The sequence below is a fragment of the Streptomyces iranensis genome (assembly GCF_017874715.1).
Taxonomy (GTDB): Bacteria; Actinomycetota; Actinomycetes; order Streptomycetales; family Streptomycetaceae; genus Streptomyces; species Streptomyces iranensis.
The window spans coordinates 579,898-596,067 of sequence record NZ_JAGGLR010000001.1 but is presented as its reverse complement, the minus strand read 5'-3'; the positions used below and the strand labels follow the sequence as shown (position 1 = coordinate 596,067).

The following is a 16,170-nucleotide window of genomic DNA, read 5'->3' as shown; positions in this document are numbered from 1 at the left end:
GCATTCTGCTGAGGTATCTACCGGTCAACGCGCGGTGAGAGGGCGATTCCATGGTCTGGTTGAGCAGACGCAGCGCACTGGTGGGCCTGACAGCGCTGGGGGCTACGGCGGCAATGGGCGGCACGGCGCAAGCAGGTGCCTCCCGCGGCCCACACGTCCCGCCGTTGGACATCGTCACGGGAGAGGACGGCTTCTCTGCTCCCCAGTCAGCCGCCGCGGGAGCCGTCTCCTTCCGGTTACGGACCACGAGCCACCTGACGGGCGCTGTTGGTCTCGTCCGGTTGCGACGCGGCGTATCCGTGGCGGCATTCCGCACCCGGCTGCGGCGGATCTTCGCAACCGAAGGGAGGGAGAACATCGAGGCGACCAAGGCCCTGATGGCCTCCGCCGAACTGTACGGCGGCGGCTTCACCCACGTGGGTACCGACACCGTCTTCACCCTGGACCTGGAAGCCGGCCGCTACCTGGTTTTGGAGTTCCTTGACTTCGAGGGTGATCGCGGCCGCAACCCCGCGCCGGGGCAGGAGTACATACGCATCCTCACCGTCCATCGACCCCGCAACCAAGCCCAGACCCCACCCGCCGCCATCGTCACGGCAAGGGAAGTACCTGGCCTGGGGCCCCGGTTCGACTTGTGCGGCAATCCCAAGCCCAATCGCCCGCTCCGCTACGTCAATCACATGCGAGGTCAAGTCGACGAACTGGTTCTCTACCCCATCGCCGACGACGCGGTCACCGAAGCCGATATCCAAGCGTTCTTCGACGACACCACCCCCTCGCCCCCGCCCTTCGACATCAGCCGATGGCTGGGCAGCCCGCCGCTCTCCCCGGGGCGGACAGCAACCCTGACTCCTCCTCTTTCCCTTGGCCGGTACGCCGCTGTCACCTGGGTCACCAGCATCCACGACGCCCGCCCCTTGAGCGCCCACGGCCAGCATCGGATCCTCACCGTGGCCTAGAAGACTTGCGAGTACCGGGCCATCGAGGCCGAGCGCAGGCCGAGCATGTGCCAGGAGCGGAAGCCGCGCGGAAGGCCAGCGGCTGGCCCTTCCGCCTCTGCTCCTGACTCGGTACGCCTGCCGACCTCGGAACGGGGTAGCGTGAGCGGCGGGCCGGGCAGTGCGCCGGCCTCGCCGTCATCGAGTCCTGGTTCACGGCCGCGGCGGAAAGTCCCTGAGAAGTCCCAGGCGGCGTACTCAGCGGCGAGGTGCGGGCAAACTAGCAGGTCAGAGCTTGACCGACGCTGGAGCAGGACAGAACCCGGCGTACAGGCCGACTCGTCCGCCATCAAGGCTCTGACCAGGGAATATGCCCTGTTCAGGGAGCCGTCACCTGAGGCGGAGGTCCGGGAGCGCCCCGTAGTGCACGCTGCGCGGTGCGGTCGTGAGGGCGACCACGCCAGGTGCGGGGCGGGGACCAGTAGCCCTCATGGGTCACTTACTGTCATTATGACACTCCAAGTTGTCAGCGTGAGCAAGAAGCGGGGACGGTCAGCGTGGCATCGACCAAGCGTGGCGGGATGAGTGAGCAACGGCGCCATCGCTTGCGACTGGAAATCTCACGGGAGGCGGCCCGCCTGTTCTGGGAACAGGGCGTGGATGCGACCAGCGGTGACCAGATCGCCGAGGCCGTGGGCTTGTCGACGCGCACCATCTGGCGGCACTTCCGCAGCAAGGAGAGCTGTGCCGAGCCCATTGTGATGCAAGGCGTGAGCTGGGAGACGTCCATGATAGGCAGCTGGCCCCGGGATCTCTCCCTGGAAGAGCATGTCTCCGCGGAGGCCACCAGGTTCGGTCGGGAAGCCAGCGATATCGAGCGGGCCGACGAGATGCTCGCGATGAAAATGATCCTGCTGGCCGCCAAGGAGCCGGCCATTCGCACTGCCTGGCTGATGGCCTGCGACCAGGTGGAGCGCGAAATGGCCGGGATCTTCGCGGTGCGACTGCGACTTCCGGGCGACGACCTTCAGGTGCGCCTGCACGCCGCGGCGGCCTCGGCCGCTCTGCGGGTCATCAACGAGGACATCGGCGCCGCCCTCCTGACGGGCACCGACCGCGGGGAACTCACCGACGCCCCCGAACGTCTCGCGCGCGCGGTCCGCAACGCCACCGGGGGAGCGGTGGGGGACCCGGTCACCCCGTGACCCGACGCCCTGACACCGCGCCGAGCGGGTGATGACGGGGCGAGGCTCTCAACTCTCCAAACGCGGACGCCCAGTTGCTCGTCATGACTGCTCGTCATATGATCCAGTCTCACCTCCCGTATTTCGGTGTCCAAGCACAGGGAATCGATCAGTGAGATTCGACAGAACCCTATCCGCCGACGCTGCAAACCTGTTCCCTGTCTGAACCACCAATTCGTGAGATGGCGGGCACCTTGCGGTCGACGAAGTGCCCGCGAGATCCGCGCGCCCGGGAGACACCCGCATCTGTGGGGCCCAACCGGCGACATTGGCGGCCGGGTTCGCCGCCGAGACGAACCCGGTCAATGCTTGGGCCGTGACTTGCAGCATGCTGCTTGCGCGGGCCCAGCTTGTCGGTCTCGGCTTATCTTCAAGTTTGCGCAGAAGCGCGAAATCAACAGAAACGGGAAAGTTCAAGTGTCCCATAAACTTAAGTGGACCCTGCGGGTCAACTTGGCGGCGGTAATTACCGCGACCACCACTGTGGGTCTTTTCGCCTCGGACGCAAGTGCGGCCAACAATACTTTCATCAGAAACCTGTCATACAATCAATGCATCGCTTCCCTTAATAATCACGCTGGTCTCACTGCAAAGTATTGCCGATCTGGCAATCCCCTGCACCTCTGGGACCGACGCGGGGCCACGATCCGCATGGCTCACACGAACATTTGCCTCGACAGTAATTCGGCTGGGGATGTGTATATCAGGGAATGCAACGGCGGTAAATATCAGAAATGGACGTATCCAGCCGGGAACTACGTGCGAAACGTGAAAACCGGCAAGTATCTGACTCAGCATGGCCCCGCGATTGAAGCCTGGGGTGGGAAGTCAAACGCGGGTAAATGGAAATTCTCCGGCGGAAATTGATCGCCCTGCGGGCATAGGTGCCGACAGATTTGGGGCAGCCGCTGTGGTTGGGGTGCGGCTGAGGTTTGGGTGGAAACGCAAAAGTGCCTTCCTGAGCTGGGACGATGGACCTTGTCCAGGGGTTCTGTCGTCGCCAGAGGAAGGCACTTTCTGCGTGAAGGACATCGGTTCGCGGCCCCGGCTTGTGGTGTCCACCGACGGGTCGGGGGTGGTCGGGCACGCCGGAGCACGTTTGCCGGCGGACCTCGCCGAAGCAACCGGGCTGACAACGGCGTACTTCACTGTGCTTCGGCCGCTATCGATCTTCTGGCCTGGACCCGCGTCCCGCTGCTGGACGGAGAACCGGCTACCGCCGAACCCAAGAAACTCCGCTACCGGATCCTGCACGTCGCTCCACCCCAAGCGAAACAGCGAGGCTAGAAGGGGAGAAAATCGCCGGAGCGCGGCTCGGAGACGACGTCGGGCAGCCGAAAGGCCCGGCAGCGCGGCATCGATTCGCCGTTCGGATCGTTGCCGACGGTGCGCCAGGTCCCGGCCGTGAACGGGTCAGGAAGCGCGGTCCAGCCCAGATTCACTTCGAAGTAGTGGACCGCGGTGCGAACCGAGGGCTTGTCGGCGTCATCGATGACCACCAGCCCACCCGGCTTCACGACCTTCCGCAGGTAGTAGAAGTCGAGAAAGACTTCGTGGAACAGGTGGCTCCCGTCGACAAAAGCCGCATCGGCGATCAGTCCCTCCGCGATGAGCCGGGGAAAAGCATCCGAGGACCGGGCCGGAAGAAGCGTGGCGATCCGGTCGAGACCGGCGGAGCAGAGCAGGTCCCACCCCGTGTTGGCCCACATGTCTTCCTGAAATGGGTCGATCAAGATATGCCGGGGGTCGGCGTGACCCCGAGAAACAAGAGCCTCCCCCACGGCAAGTGCCGAACTGCCGTAGGCAAGCCCGACCTCGACGACGGTCTCGGCATGTTCGGCAATCAAGAGATCGCGAAGAAGGTCACAGTCACGCTCGGGAAGAGTGATGTACTCGAAGTCATGGTCGAAAGGCCGCGTCCGAGCAGGGCCATCATGCGCCAACTGACGCCGAACTTCCCGAACCCGAACAGCACGGTCATCTGTCTTCATGGACGTTTCATCCTTTGTTATGACATGTGGCAGCCAATGGCCGCCTCCACCATCCGCCGGTTTTTGCGCAGCCGCCGAATCCCGCTACGGGGGGCACGGCCGCGGGAGCGAATCGGCAGATCACTGCTCCGCGAGACGCGCCAGCGTGCGGTCCCGAACCACGGGATCGAGCATGTCGGCGTTTATATAGAAGCGCCGCGCTGCCCCAACGAGTTCGCTCATGCGCCGCTTCATCGCCGTGAAGGCGGCACTGTATCGGTAGAAGTCGCTGCCCAGATGGGCGAGCATGTCGTCCTTCAACCCGTAGGTGCCGGGCGCGCAGGCAAAGAGGTCCAAGAATGCCGTAAAGGGCTCCTCGCCGACCTCGTCGAAGCAGGGGGTCCGGTCCGGGTTGTAGTCGATGACGCACAGGTTGCGGACCGTGGCTTCGGCGATCGCCTCGTGACCGAAGATCATATCGGGATCAAGCCGATATTCGGATGCTTCCAGGTGTTTCTCCAGCCGACCCGAAACGATGAGCTGGTCGAAGCCCGGACCCTTCCGGATCCGCATCGCGGACGGTACGCCGTATACGGTGGCTCCGCCTGTCAGCACATGCGTATTGCTGAGGAACCGCGCACCCGCGGCACAGGCCTGGGTGAGGAAGACGGTCTTGCCGCCCTTCTGGCGGCCGAACAGCAGCGTGGCACCCTGCGGCTGGACAAAAGCCGCGGCTTTGAGGTGCACAAGGCCATGGTCGATGGCAAAGCTGGTGAGCAGACGTTTGGTGAAGTACGGCCAGAGAGTGCGCTCCAGCTCACGACCGAAGACATAGATCCGGTTGCCACGGGTCACCAGGTAGGCGGGTGGGCCGAAATGGTGGGTGATGTAAGAGCCTCCGCGAAAACGGTCGGCGCGGTATCCCTGGTCCGCAAAGGGCTCGATCAACGCTGGATCGATCGGGTCTTGGTCCAGATCTACAAAGACGAGCTCGTATGCGCAGGCCTGCTCGGGAGGGGCGAACCGAGTGTAGAAGGCGTACCCGGCGAAGTCCGTGACGTTGCTGGAGACGCGAACCTTGAACAAGTTGAGATCGATCACCCGGGATGACCTGATTGTGTAGCGTTGGCCGAGAGCGTCACGCACGTAATCATGTGTGTCCGGTTCGGCCGAGGCTGGAGTGATCAGCGAAGTCACGCTGCCCTGCCTTTCGAGAGCGCCCTCGGCCGTCCAGAATGAACGACCAACGACACCACCCTGGACCTGTGCATGCTGGTCTCCTATCCGTTTCCTGTGGTACCTGTCGTGGCCGTTACCCGGTCCACTGCCAGAGATCGCGAGTCGACCGACCAAGCGGACCGGCTCACGTCAGGAATGACTGGTTCGGCCTCCAGGTGTCGGGCGCTCAGGTGGGCTGCCACCGCTACCCGGTCCCAATGCGACCACTGCAGCCCAAGCCTGTCCGCCAAGGCGAGAAGCGACTGCCAGTCCTTACTCCGGCCGGCTCGCACCTGTTGGAGCAGCGCGGCCAATTCCGCGGTGTCCGGATGGCCGGACAACTGCGCATCCAGTCTGTCCAACGCTGAATTCCAGAACAGGTCGGATGCCTCGGTGCATGCCTCGACTTCTGTCAGGGCCGTCAGCACCTGCTGCGTAACGTCCTGACGGCTGTTGAGGGCGGCGAGGAGGCGCTTCCGCTCCGAGCTCTCGAAGAAGACGCCCAGCTCCCTCAGGATGTCGGCGGGTTCGTCCGCGACGTGAATGTACGTGAGCACCGAGGCTTGGGCCGCTCCTGCGATCCACCTCAGGTGGTGTGCCTCCCGATCCTCAGGGCGAGTCGGCCCTTTCATGTCGCTCAGTCTGGCGGTGGCCGGTATCCCCGACTCCGCCGTGTCCCGGAGAAGGATGTACAGCGACTCCGCCGCCGGCATGATCATGTCCATCACGTCAATGCGCTCGCGGGTCGCGACGTTCAGCTGGTATCGCCACAGTTCGCGGGTGACATGGCGGTCGAACCGGAACTTGCTCCAGGCAACCGGGACAAAGCCCGCGGCGCGCACTGCGGCCAGCAGCCTCGCTCCGCCCCGGATGGCCACAGTGTCCGGCTTCAAAATCATCGGGGCGACGCGATGGAGCTGATCGGCTACAGCCCATTCGGTGCCGAGGAGGGCGGTCAGATCGTCCCAGGCGTCTCGGTAGTAGGGATCGCCCGCGTAAATTTCCCGTTTGCGCCCCTCCCGACTCAGCCATTCCGGTACGACACACGCTCTTTCGGGCCGATCCACGCTCAATGCCCCTCGCACCTGACCCGGAAGCCGTCAATGCTCTCCGGGCGCGCGGGCAGCGTGTAGTGCGCTACCCGGGCCGCGTGCAGCGGGCGCGAAAACCCGTCGGCGGGATCTGCGTCCAGCAACTCGAACTGCATTGGAACAGTGATGTTGACGGACGAAACCGGTGTCTCGGCAGTGTGCAACGTCATGAATCAACTGTGGTAGCCGACTGCCCTTCATCTCAATGCGTTGTCCATTGTCCACCCCAGAGGCACCGGGCAACACCAGATTGTCCTCCCGATCGTCGACGCTTCCCTCGGGGCCGGTGATCTCTTGCGGAGCGATGTGCGAGAGATCGTTCGGCGGCCGCCGCTCAGAACAGATCGGCGCTGCCCAGGCCGCGGGCCCTGGCCATGAAGCGGTTGAAGGCCACGTACGCTCCCAGCAGCCATCCCGCGCCGCACAGCAGGGCGAGCCCGGCCGCGCCCAGGACCCGGGACGCCCCGGCACCGTCGGACACCAGCCTGATGGCGTGCAGGCTGTGCGTCAGCGGGAGGATGTCGGCCACCGCCTGTACCGCCGGCGGCCATTGGCTCACCGGGATGTTGACTCCGCAAAGGATCATCATCAGCAGGTAGGCGACGTTGGAGACGATGTTGCGCACACCGTTGGCGTTGAGCACGAAGGCCGCCAGGAACAGCCCGAAGCAGTAGGTGGTCAGCGCGGTGAGCGGCACCAGCACCACCAGCGCGGGCACTTGGCCGGGATGCCAGGAGACACCGAACAGCGGGGCCAGGAACAGGAGCGCGATCAGCGACGTACCGCTGCCGCTGATCGGCCACTGCAGGCTGCGGCCGAAGAACACCCACACCGGACGGGCCGGGACCGCGCACAGCAGCACCAGGGTGCCTGACAACCGCTCCCAGGTGGTGGATGCGACCACGGACATGCACTCCAGGGCGCACGTCATGACGCTGTTGCCCACCGCGATGTACGCGGTGTGCTCCTCGCTGCCCGTGGTGCGGGCGAGCAGGGTGAAGAACGTGACCTGTGCGAGCATCCGCCCGAGCCAGCCGAAGATCCACACCTTCCAGGTGTAGACGGCCCGCATATCGGCGAAGGCGATGGCCGCACTGTGCCGGACGACGCGGGCCGCCTGCACGGCGGGCCGCAGAGCGGGGAGAGCGGGAGCGGCCGCGGTAAAGCGCACACCGGCACCTTTCACGTCTGGGAGAGTGTTCCGGCGCGCCGGACTCGCATGATGACGCGGTGAAGCAGGACCATGCCTGTCCCGTAGCCGACGGCGCCGAGCGCGAGCACTGCGAGCAGCCGCAGCGCGGGCAGATGGACCGGGGGCGCGGCCAGGCTGTCGCGCAGCAGGTCCGCACACCAGGACAGGAAGATGGCACGGGAGGCCGGCTGGACCCAGTCGGGCAATGAGGAGGCCGGGACCAGGACCCCGCCCAGGAGGTAGAACGGAAAGCTGAGCGTGTTCTGCACGGTGCGCGCCGAGGGGGTGAGCACGAACAGCGGGGCGAGCAATCCCGCGGTCCCCGCGGTGGCGACCGCGGTGGCGAGCAGACAGCCCGTCAGGACGAAGGGATGCGGGACGGGCAGCCAGCGCCCGAAGAGCAGGCCGGCCACCAGCCAGGACTCGGCGAAGGCCACCAGCCCCACGACGACCACCGAGCACATCCGCCCGAGAAAGGTCAGCTCCATCGGGGCCGGGGCGGCGATCTGACCCTCCAGAGTGCCCAGGTCCCGGTCCTCGGTCAGCGCGGAACCGGCGGTGGACAGCGCCAGCATCCACAGCGACATGAGCGTGGGCGCGGCCACCGCGAAACTGGTGAGGTCCCCGGCCCCGGTGTACTTGTTGATGGCGAGGAAGATCACGGTCAGCAGGGGCGCGGTGGCGCAGACCTGAAAGGTGTCCGGCGACCGGCGGGCCAGCCGCAGCTGGAACACGAAGCCGTTCAGGAACAACTTCATGAACGCACCGCCATACCCCGGCTGCCGATCAGGCCGAGGTAGACCTCTTCCAAGGTGGGCGGGGCGGTGCTGATCCGGGTGACCCCGGCGTCCACCAGCAGCCGCAGCGCCTGTTCCGTGCCCGATTCGGCGTTCGGCACGACGCGCACCGTGCCGTTGTCGGAGGCGTCCACCGATGTGATGCCGGGCAGTTTCCGCAGCGCCAGGACCGTCGTGTCGGGGACGCCTGCGGCCTCGATCCGGTCACCGCGCGCCAGGAGCGAACCCACCTCGGTGACCGACTCGGTGACGATGACCTGTCCATGATCCACGAGCGTGACGCGGTCGCACAGCGCCTCCGCCTCCTGCATGTCGTGGGTGGTCAGCAAAACGGTGCGCTCCTCGGCCCGCAGCTGCTCGATCAGCTCCCGGAATGCGTGGGCGGCCACCGGGTCCATGCCGATGGTCGGCTCGTCGAGGATCAGCACCGACGGGTCATGGACCAGCCCGCGGGCGATGTGCAGCCGCTGCTTCATACCGCGGGACATGGTGTCGACCCGGTCGTGGGCCCGATCGCCCAGCCCCATGCGGGCGAGCAGCATATCGACACGGCTGTGCAGGTCCCGGCCGCTGAGCCCGTACAGTGCCGCCCAGAAGCACAGGTTCTGCGTGGCCGTCAGCCGGCCGTACAGCCCCCGCTCGCCGCCGAAGACGATCCCGATGGACCGGCGGACCGCGTCGGCCTCGGCCAGTACATCGTGCCCCAGCACCTCCGCGGTGCCGCTGGTCGGCAGCAGGACCGTGCACAGAATGCGGCACAGCGTCGTCTTGCCCGCTCCGTTCGGGCCCAGCAAGCCGTGTATCTCGCCGCGTTCGACGGTCAGGTCGAATGCGTCGAGCGCGAGGTGCGGACGGCCGTCGGAGCCCTTCCGCGCGGGGTAGGCGCGCGTCAGCCCGCGCACGCGTACAGCGGTCACCGCCCGGTGTCCTCACGATGCGCGGAGGTGCCCGCGGCCCTTGTCGGCTCATCCAGCGCGAGCCACCACATCACATGGTCGGGACGCCAGCCCTGAGACCTCAGGGCGGCGACGACTCGCTCACCCGGGTCAACCTCGCCGGTGAGGGTGTGGACGACATTGCCGATCAGGGGCAGCCGCCGGGCCCCCGCATGCCGTGCGGCGGCGGAGACGAGCGCCATGGTGGCTCTGCGCCGGTCGGCCGGCGGGGCCTCCACCAGAATGTCGAACAGCTCGGCGATGGGCTCGCCGGTCACGTCGTCCCGCTCATCGCAGAACACGGTGGCGTGGCCCGCGGGCGCTCCGTCGAGCAGCACCACGAAACTGGCCCTGCCGGGGTGATCCAGCAGGCTCTTCAGCACGTCCTCCTGCGGCCGCGCGTCCTCGGCGCCGTGGCAGAGGGCCGCGTTGGAGAGCGCCACGCCCAGCCAGGCGACGATCAGCCCCTCGTGCTCGGGCCGGGCCGGGACGACCTCGGGCAGGTCGGGTGCGTGGTCGCCGGCTTCGGCGGGTACGGCGGCCGCGCCGTGGTAGGACAGGTAGGTGAGGTAGCGGTGCCATGGCGTCGGGGGCCGGTGGTCCGACGGGACGCGGGCCACCACGGCCCGCGTGGCCGGGTCGGCCGTACGGGCGATCCCGGGCAGCTCGGCCCACCATGCGCAGGAGGCCGCCAGGTCCGGATCGACGTAGGTGACGAGGTACTGGAGTTCGCCGCGAACCGGTTCCTCGTAGGAGCCCGCGACATAGGGCGACCCGGCGAACCGTCCGAGCAGACCGGCCTCCTCGGCGCCGCGCAAATACATGTCCAGGCCGGTGCTCATGACTTCTCCGGGCGGATGGTGACCACCAGGTCGTCCAGGATGTTCGCCGCCGACGCGGCGATCTCCTCCGCGGTCACCGCCGCCAGGGCGGCCTCTTCGCCCTCAGCCGTCCACGACGGATCGGCCACACGTTGCCGTGCCAGCAACCGCGCGTGGTCCAGGGGGCTTTCCAGACCGAAGCGGATCTTGCTGCGGGCCTGTTTGCGGGCAGCGAGCAGATCGTCGGGAGCCGGGCCGCCGCGGGCCATTTCGCCGAGCGCCTCGATCACCACATCGACGACCTCCTCGCCCTTCCCCGCGTCGGTACCGACCAGGACCCGCCAGGCACCTGCCTCGGTGTAGCCGCGGTGCCATGCCTGGAACGAGTACGCGAGACCCCGCTCGCCCCGCAGCTTCCGGTAGAGGGGCGAGGAAGGACTGCCGCCGAACAGTTCGGCGAGGACCTGGTAGCTATGGCTTCCGGGCGCGTCGGCAGCCGCGGAGCGTCCCCCCACCGATACCCAGGTGAACGCATCCGGCCAGGCCGGCGGGCGATGGGCGACCCTGCCCAAGGGCTGTGGCACGGTGCGGCGAGGCGCGGCGCTCAGGGGTCCACCGACGGTGGCGCCGGCCGGCAGACCGGCGGGAGCCTCGGGCGCTACGACCACGAGCGCGCACCGGCTCGGCAGGAAGTACTCCTGGTGTCCGGTGTCGATGTCGGCGATGCCGAGCGAGCGCACCTCGTCGACGGAGCCGCCCACCGGACGGCCCAGCGGGTGGCCGGGAAAGAGGTCGGTGAGGAAGGCGTCTTGCACGACGTCCAAGGGATCGGCGGCGGCCGCTGCCAGTTCCTGCAGTACGACCTCGAGCTCGGAGGCCACCAGATCGGCGTCGTGTTGCGGACGCCAGATCGCGTCCTGCAACAGGGCGAGGACCTTCTCGGTGTCCTCGGCGAGGACCTGGGCGTGGAAGAGCATATGTTCCAGGCCCGTCTCGGCGTTGGCGCTGCCGCCAAGACGTTCGACATGCTCGCAGAGGGACGTGCCGGCGTTCACGGGGTAGGCCATCAAGAGGTGTTCGAGGCAGTGCGCGAGCCCGCCCCGGCCATCCGGGTCGTTCCGGGCACCGTAGTCGACCGCCAGGCATATCCCGGCCGTCCGGAGCCTGTCATCGACGACCAGATGAGTTGAAAGCTGCTCGAGCAAGTGACCACCTCGTTGGGCTACCGGTTGCATGAAAAATGGGTAGGGGCGCCCCGCGTATAACGCGGTGACGCCCCCACTCATCAAGGCACTATTCAGCGCGTCCTGGTCTTGATCTTGTCAAGGCGCGGGCGCAGGAGCACGATGTGCTTACGCATGTCACTCTCCTCTCTCTAAACGAGGGGCAGCTTCAATCGAATTGCTGGTCAATTACGAGCTGCCCTGCCTTCGCTCGAAACTCTGGCACACCGTCGTCAGGCGAATCCAGGTGTTGCTCATTGTCCACAGCCAAGGGCAACGGGAAACCCAGGGGCCTTGTCGGCGATCGGCCGTTGCCCCAGCACGGTGCCGGCGTGGTCCATCGCGGCCGACAGCCACACGGCTTTCCGGCCCGCCGCGCGGGATCCACACCACCCTACGGCGGCGCGAATCAAGAGGACTCGCGTTTCTCACTCAATGGACAATGGGCAACATGCTGTCCGGCACACGGCAACACTTGTCGACGCCGATTTGCTGGGCCAGGATGTGTGCCTATGGCAGAGGAACGAATGCCGGTTTCGCCGGAACTCACACTGGATATTCTCTACGATATTTTCGACGTAGTGCCTGACGAGGGCTTGGGGCGTCTCATGCTTGCCGCCCGGCAGGCTCATTACACTCTCCCGTTTCTCGTCCTTTCGGTCATCGAACGGGACGGCATCGCCATGGGCCCGGCCGCGGCGGGAGAACTCGCCCGCGCGCGGCGGCGAGCCCTGCACTACCGCGATGTGCTGGGGAGGCTGCCGGCCGAAACGGGGTTCACCGTCCTCAAGGGGCCGTCGCTGGCGTCCGCGTACCCTCCCGGGGTGCTTCGGCCGCAGGGCGATATCGACCTGCTGGTGCCGGACGAGGAACAGCTGTGGCGGCTGGTCGGGGAGTTGTCCGATCCGGCGCCCACGGCGGTGTGGGTGACCGTGCTGGGCCAGGAGCGCCATCTGCTGGTCACGATGGTATGGCCGCCGGAGGAACCGCTGCTGGACCCCGAGATCAGGATCGAACTCTGCACGGCGGCCCTGGTGGGCAACGCCGACGTACCGATCCGTGTCCATCCGCCCGACGGCCCCTGGCTGCGGAACCTGGTGTGCCTCGCCGAGGAGCGACTGCAGCGCCCCTTCCATCCGCGGGACGCCCTGGACCTGTACATGTTGACCGGTCAGGACATCCCTGACGCCGACGACCTGGTGCGCACCGCAGCCGATTTCCATCTGGCGGCCGAGGTGGCCGAACTGGTGAGGTACACGGCCGCCGAGCTGCCCGTCGATGGGCTCGTCACCATGCTGCCCGCCCTGGACCAGGCGGGCGACACGGAGCACGAACGGCGCCGCTCGCAAGAGGCGCCGTCCGCACCGGCGACCACGGCGGACTCACTGGCGTCGGGGCTGCCCCTGCATGGGATCCGTCTGGGGGCGCTGCCGCCCGGCGCGGCGGTGACCCGAATACGGATCCACAAGTATGGTGACGAGGCCCTACTGCTGACCCCGGTAGGTGTGTATTTGCTGGTGAGCGAGGCGCTCGTATCCCATGAGCGCCATGAGAGGGCCCACGCCGAACTGGCCGAGCTGCTGAAAGAAGCCGGCTGGTGATTTCCGCTCGGAGCCGAGGCACCGCACCTCCAAGTGGCCTACACCTGGCAGCCGTTCCGCTCGGACTCCACCGCGCCCGCCCGTTCGATCGCGAAGGCGCGGTGCACGGGATCGAAGGCGAACTGCCCATCCCGGTACTGGAGCAGGTGTATATCGGCCAGTTCGGACAGCAACTCCTCGGCCGCCGACTGTCCGGTGTCCAACAGTCTCGCGGCGTCGCGGACCGTGAACCACCCTTCGGCACAGGTGCCCAGCAGCCTAAAGGCCCACGTGGCCTCTCCGGTCAGCACCTCGTACGACCCCATCAGCAGGGACCGTAGCGACGTGGAGTCGTCACCGACCATGGAGAAGAGCCGCAGCATCGCGGCGCTCTCCCGCCGGTAGAGGCTGTCGTAGAACTCCGGGTTCATGTTCCGGCGGGAGGCGATGCGTATGAGCAGGGGTATGTGCCCGCACGCATCGAGATATTCGGGCCGCTGGGCCAGACGGCTTTCGGGATCGAGGGTGGCCAGCAGTTCCAGGCTCTCCTCCGGAGCCATGGGCGGGACCTGAAGGCGCAGCGCACCGTCTCTGGCCAGCAAGCCCGGCATACGGCTACGGCTGGTCACCACGGTCATGCAGCCGGGACTGGCAGGAAGTAAGGAACGCACCTGTTCGGGTCGGGTTGCATTGTCCAAGACGATCAGCATGCGTTTGCCGGTCAGCAAGCTGCGGAAGGGAACGCCCAGTTGCTGTGCGTCCATCCCCTTCAGATCGGCTCGCGTCTCGCCGAGGTCGTAAAGAAAGCGGCGGAGTACCTGCTCGGCGGTGAGGGGCGAACCGCCCTGCCGGAATCCGTTCAGGTCCGCGAAGAGCGTGCCATCGCGAAACCGTTCCGCTGCGACATGCCCCCAGTGCAGGACCGTCTCGGTCTTGCCGATTCCGGCGGGTCCGTCGACCAGGACGAGCGGAGAGCCTCGATACTGCCCGTCGGAAGCTTCCGGACACGTTCCGTCGAGTTGACGAAGCAGATCAACTCGGCCGACGAAATCGGTGATGGAACGCGGGAGTTGCCGCACCGAAGGAGTCGTCGTCGCCGCCTGTGTCCTGCGACGCGGAACGCTCATGGCGATACGGATAAGACGGCCTTCGCCGCCCAGCGCGTCGTCACAGTGCCGCGCCAGATCCGCGGTCGGCTGCTTCTTTCCGGTCTCCACCCGACTGAGGTAGCTCTTGCTGTAATTGACCAGGTGGGCGAGGTCTCCGAGAGATAAGCCCTGACTGCTCCTCAGCGTCCTCAACGCGGAGCCGAACTCCGCGGGTGCGACGCTCACCGGCGCCCCCATCCGCTCCGCACCGGCGCTCCGGCGGCGTCCGAGGAGCCGTATCCCATCTGCCGGGCCGGATTGGTCAGGCCGATTCGCCCGGCCTCCCGGGGGCTGCTCCGGTCCGTTCGGGAGGTGCCGGACGTGTGGGCCGTTCGGGGCGGCCGCCGGGTGGGAGGGGCGTACGCGTTCGGTCATGCGAAATCAACTCACCAGGTGGTTCTGTGCCGTGAGGCGTCGGCTACTGCGTATCGGGCCGTCCGCCCAGGTGGCGGCCGAGGAAGCGGTCGGCCGCGCGGAACATGTCGATGTTGTTCTCGGGGTTTACGAAGCCGTGGCCCTCGTTGTCCTTGACCAGGTATTCGACCTCGACGCCACGGGCGCGCAGCGCATCGACGATCTGGTCGGACTCGGCCTTGACGACGCGGACGTCGTTGGCCCCCTGGACCACCATCAGGGGTGCGCGGACCCGGTCCACCCGGCTGATCGGTGAGCGAGCCCGAAGGTCCGCCTCCTGCTCGGTGTCGTCGGGGTGGCCGGCGTAGAGGTACCAGTTGTTGACCAGCAGCGGTTTCGCGAACTCCGGCACGGTCCGAAGGAAGCTGACGAGGTTCGAGGGGCCGTAGAAGTCGATGGCGGCGGCGAAGACGCCGGGGGTGAAGGTGACGCCGACCAGGGCGGCGTAACCGCCGTAGGAGCCACCGAAGATCGCGACACGGCCCCGGTCCGCGTACCCCTCCTTGACGGCCCAGTCGACGGCGTCGATGAGGTCCTCGTGCATCTTCCCGGCGAGCTCGCCGATGCCGGCCTCGAGATGGTCCTTGCCGCAGCCGGTCGAGCCGCGGAAGTTGACCTGGAGAACCGCGTAGCCGCGGTTGGCCAGCAACTGCGCGGCGGGGTTGAACCCCCAGCTGTCGCGGGACCAGGGACCGCCGTGGACCAGCAGCACCAGCGGCAGCCCGGCCGGCTCGACCCCCACGGGCAGGGTCAGGTAGGAGGGCAGGGACAGTCCGTCGCGTGCGGTGATCGTGACCGGTGTCATGGGGGCGAGGGCCTCGGGCCGCCGCGACGGACGTCGGGCCCTGAACAGCCGCGGCGCCGGGGCACCCTTCAGCCGAGCAGCACGCCGAGGAGGGTTGCCAGGCCGTTGTTGACCGCGTGAACGATGACACCCGGCCACACCGACTTGGTGCGCACCAGCAGAATGCCGTTGATCGTGCCGACGACGAGCGCGGGGATCATGGCCAGGTTGATGCCGTGGGCCAGGGCGAAGATGACGGTGCTGCCGATGACGCTCACCCATGCGCCGTACCTGTTGAGCGCGGTGGAGATCACGCCCCGGAAGGCGAACTCCTCGCCGATGGGGGTGAGGACGGCGATGAACAGCAGCTGCAGAATCAGGGCGAGCGGACCGGCGTTGGCCGCGTCGTGGTAGTCGCCTTGCGGATCACCGTCCGTGCTTCCGATGATCGCCACGGCGATGCCGGCGACCACACGGGTCATGACGATCGCGAGCAGTCCGAAGCCGACCGAGAGGAAAATCCAGCGAGTCGTGATGGCGCGGACATTGAACGCGGACCATGAGCGGTCACGGATGACAAAAGCGGCGAAGAAGGCGAGCAGGCCCATGATCCCGGAGAGCGCCGCGAGAGACAGCCCGCTCGCGACCGACTCGTCGTGGGTGAGTGAGCTGATGATCGGCGGGCCGATGATGTAACACAGGATGTAGGCGACGGCGGCGGCGAGTATCTCAGGCCACCCGGGCCGCCGCTCTTCCGCACCGATCAAATCTGTCGGAGCGTGAGTGGTTTGGGGAACCATGGCAATTCCTCTCCT

General features: G+C 66.8%; 16 protein-coding genes. 4 read left to right on the top strand and 12 right to left on the bottom strand.

The window, feature by feature from the left end; genetic code table 11:
• The first annotated feature begins 164 nt into the window (after positions 1-164).
• The 3 genes from J2Z30_RS02645 (at position 165) to J2Z30_RS51620 (ending at position 3,049) form a co-directional block, all read left to right on the top strand.
• Positions 165-959, top strand: coding sequence for a hypothetical protein (locus J2Z30_RS02645; protein ID WP_209468513.1), 795 nt, complete (start codon positions 165-167; stop codon positions 957-959).
• Between the two features lie 536 nt (positions 960-1,495).
• Positions 1,496-2,143 (top strand): TetR/AcrR family transcriptional regulator, encoded by a 648-nt coding sequence (locus tag J2Z30_RS02640; protein WP_308279653.1) that lies wholly within the window; start codon positions 1,496-1,498, stop codon positions 2,141-2,143.
• A gap of 126 nt (positions 2,144-2,269) precedes the next feature.
• Positions 2,270-3,049, top strand: a complete 780-nt coding sequence (locus J2Z30_RS51620; protein WP_372453224.1) for an RICIN domain-containing protein — start codon at positions 2,270-2,272, stop codon at positions 3,047-3,049.
• 416 nt (positions 3,050-3,465) lie between these two features.
• On the opposite strand, the gene J2Z30_RS02630 is transcribed toward J2Z30_RS51620, so the two are convergent.
• From J2Z30_RS02630 to J2Z30_RS02590, 9 genes are all read right to left on the bottom strand, one after another.
• A complete protein-coding gene (locus J2Z30_RS02630) occupies positions 3,466-4,173 on the bottom strand; it encodes a class I SAM-dependent methyltransferase (protein WP_044576404.1) in 708 nt (235 codons plus the stop codon).
• A gap of 120 nt (positions 4,174-4,293) precedes the next feature.
• Positions 4,294-5,349 carry a FomB family phosphonate monophosphate kinase gene (locus J2Z30_RS02625; RefSeq protein ID WP_209468511.1) on the bottom strand — a complete coding sequence of 352 codons (1,056 nt, stop codon included), beginning with the start codon at positions 5,347-5,349 and terminating at the stop codon, positions 4,294-4,296.
• An 83-nt stretch (positions 5,350-5,432) separates the two neighbouring features.
• On the bottom strand, positions 5,433-6,437 hold the full coding sequence (locus tag J2Z30_RS02620) for a nucleoside-diphosphate kinase (RefSeq protein ID WP_044576406.1): 1,005 nt from the start codon (positions 6,435-6,437) through the stop codon (positions 5,433-5,435).
• A gap of 2 nt (positions 6,438-6,439) precedes the next feature.
• Positions 6,440-6,631, bottom strand: coding sequence for a hypothetical protein (locus J2Z30_RS02615; protein ID WP_044576407.1), 192 nt, complete (start codon positions 6,629-6,631; stop codon positions 6,440-6,442).
• A 164-nt stretch (positions 6,632-6,795) separates the two neighbouring features.
• Positions 6,796-7,632, bottom strand: coding sequence for an ABC transporter permease (locus J2Z30_RS02610; RefSeq protein ID WP_052701628.1), 837 nt, complete (start codon positions 7,630-7,632; stop codon positions 6,796-6,798).
• A gap of 11 nt (positions 7,633-7,643) precedes the next feature.
• Positions 7,644-8,411 carry an ABC transporter permease gene (locus J2Z30_RS02605; RefSeq protein ID WP_044576408.1) on the bottom strand — a complete coding sequence of 256 codons (768 nt, stop codon included), beginning with the start codon at positions 8,409-8,411 and terminating at the stop codon, positions 7,644-7,646.
• Entirely contained in the window at positions 8,408-9,367 is a 960-nt protein-coding gene (locus J2Z30_RS02600) for an ABC transporter ATP-binding protein (RefSeq protein WP_044576409.1), read from the bottom strand. Before J2Z30_RS02600 ends, J2Z30_RS02605 begins: the two co-directional genes overlap by 4 nt.
• Positions 9,364-10,227, bottom strand: a complete 864-nt coding sequence (locus tag J2Z30_RS02595; RefSeq protein WP_044576411.1) for a hypothetical protein — start codon at positions 10,225-10,227, stop codon at positions 9,364-9,366. Before J2Z30_RS02595 ends, J2Z30_RS02600 begins: the two co-directional genes overlap by 4 nt.
• Positions 10,224-11,411, bottom strand: coding sequence for a M16 family metallopeptidase (locus J2Z30_RS02590; protein WP_044576414.1), 1,188 nt, complete (start codon positions 11,409-11,411; stop codon positions 10,224-10,226). Before J2Z30_RS02590 ends, J2Z30_RS02595 begins: the two co-directional genes overlap by 4 nt.
• A 599-nt stretch (positions 11,412-12,010) precedes the next feature.
• Here J2Z30_RS02590 and J2Z30_RS02585 point away from each other — a divergent pair.
• Positions 12,011-13,030, top strand: a complete 1,020-nt coding sequence (locus J2Z30_RS02585; RefSeq protein WP_209468510.1) for a nucleotidyltransferase family protein — start codon at positions 12,011-12,013, stop codon at positions 13,028-13,030.
• Positions 13,031-13,068: 38 nt separating this feature from the next.
• Here J2Z30_RS02585 and J2Z30_RS02580 read toward each other — a convergent pair whose 3' ends face one another.
• The 3 genes from J2Z30_RS02580 to J2Z30_RS02570 form a co-directional block, all read right to left on the bottom strand.
• Positions 13,069-14,343, bottom strand: coding sequence for a helix-turn-helix domain-containing protein (locus J2Z30_RS02580; RefSeq protein ID WP_209468509.1), 1,275 nt, complete (start codon positions 14,341-14,343; stop codon positions 13,069-13,071).
• A gap of 232 nt (positions 14,344-14,575) precedes the next feature.
• Positions 14,576-15,376 (bottom strand): alpha/beta hydrolase family protein, encoded by an 801-nt coding sequence (locus J2Z30_RS02575; protein WP_209468508.1) that lies wholly within the window; start codon positions 15,374-15,376, stop codon positions 14,576-14,578.
• Between the two features lie 68 nt (positions 15,377-15,444).
• Positions 15,445-16,122, bottom strand: a complete 678-nt coding sequence (locus tag J2Z30_RS02570; protein WP_209468507.1) for a CPBP family intramembrane glutamic endopeptidase — start codon at positions 16,120-16,122, stop codon at positions 15,445-15,447.
• Positions 16,123-16,170 lie beyond the last annotated feature (48 nt).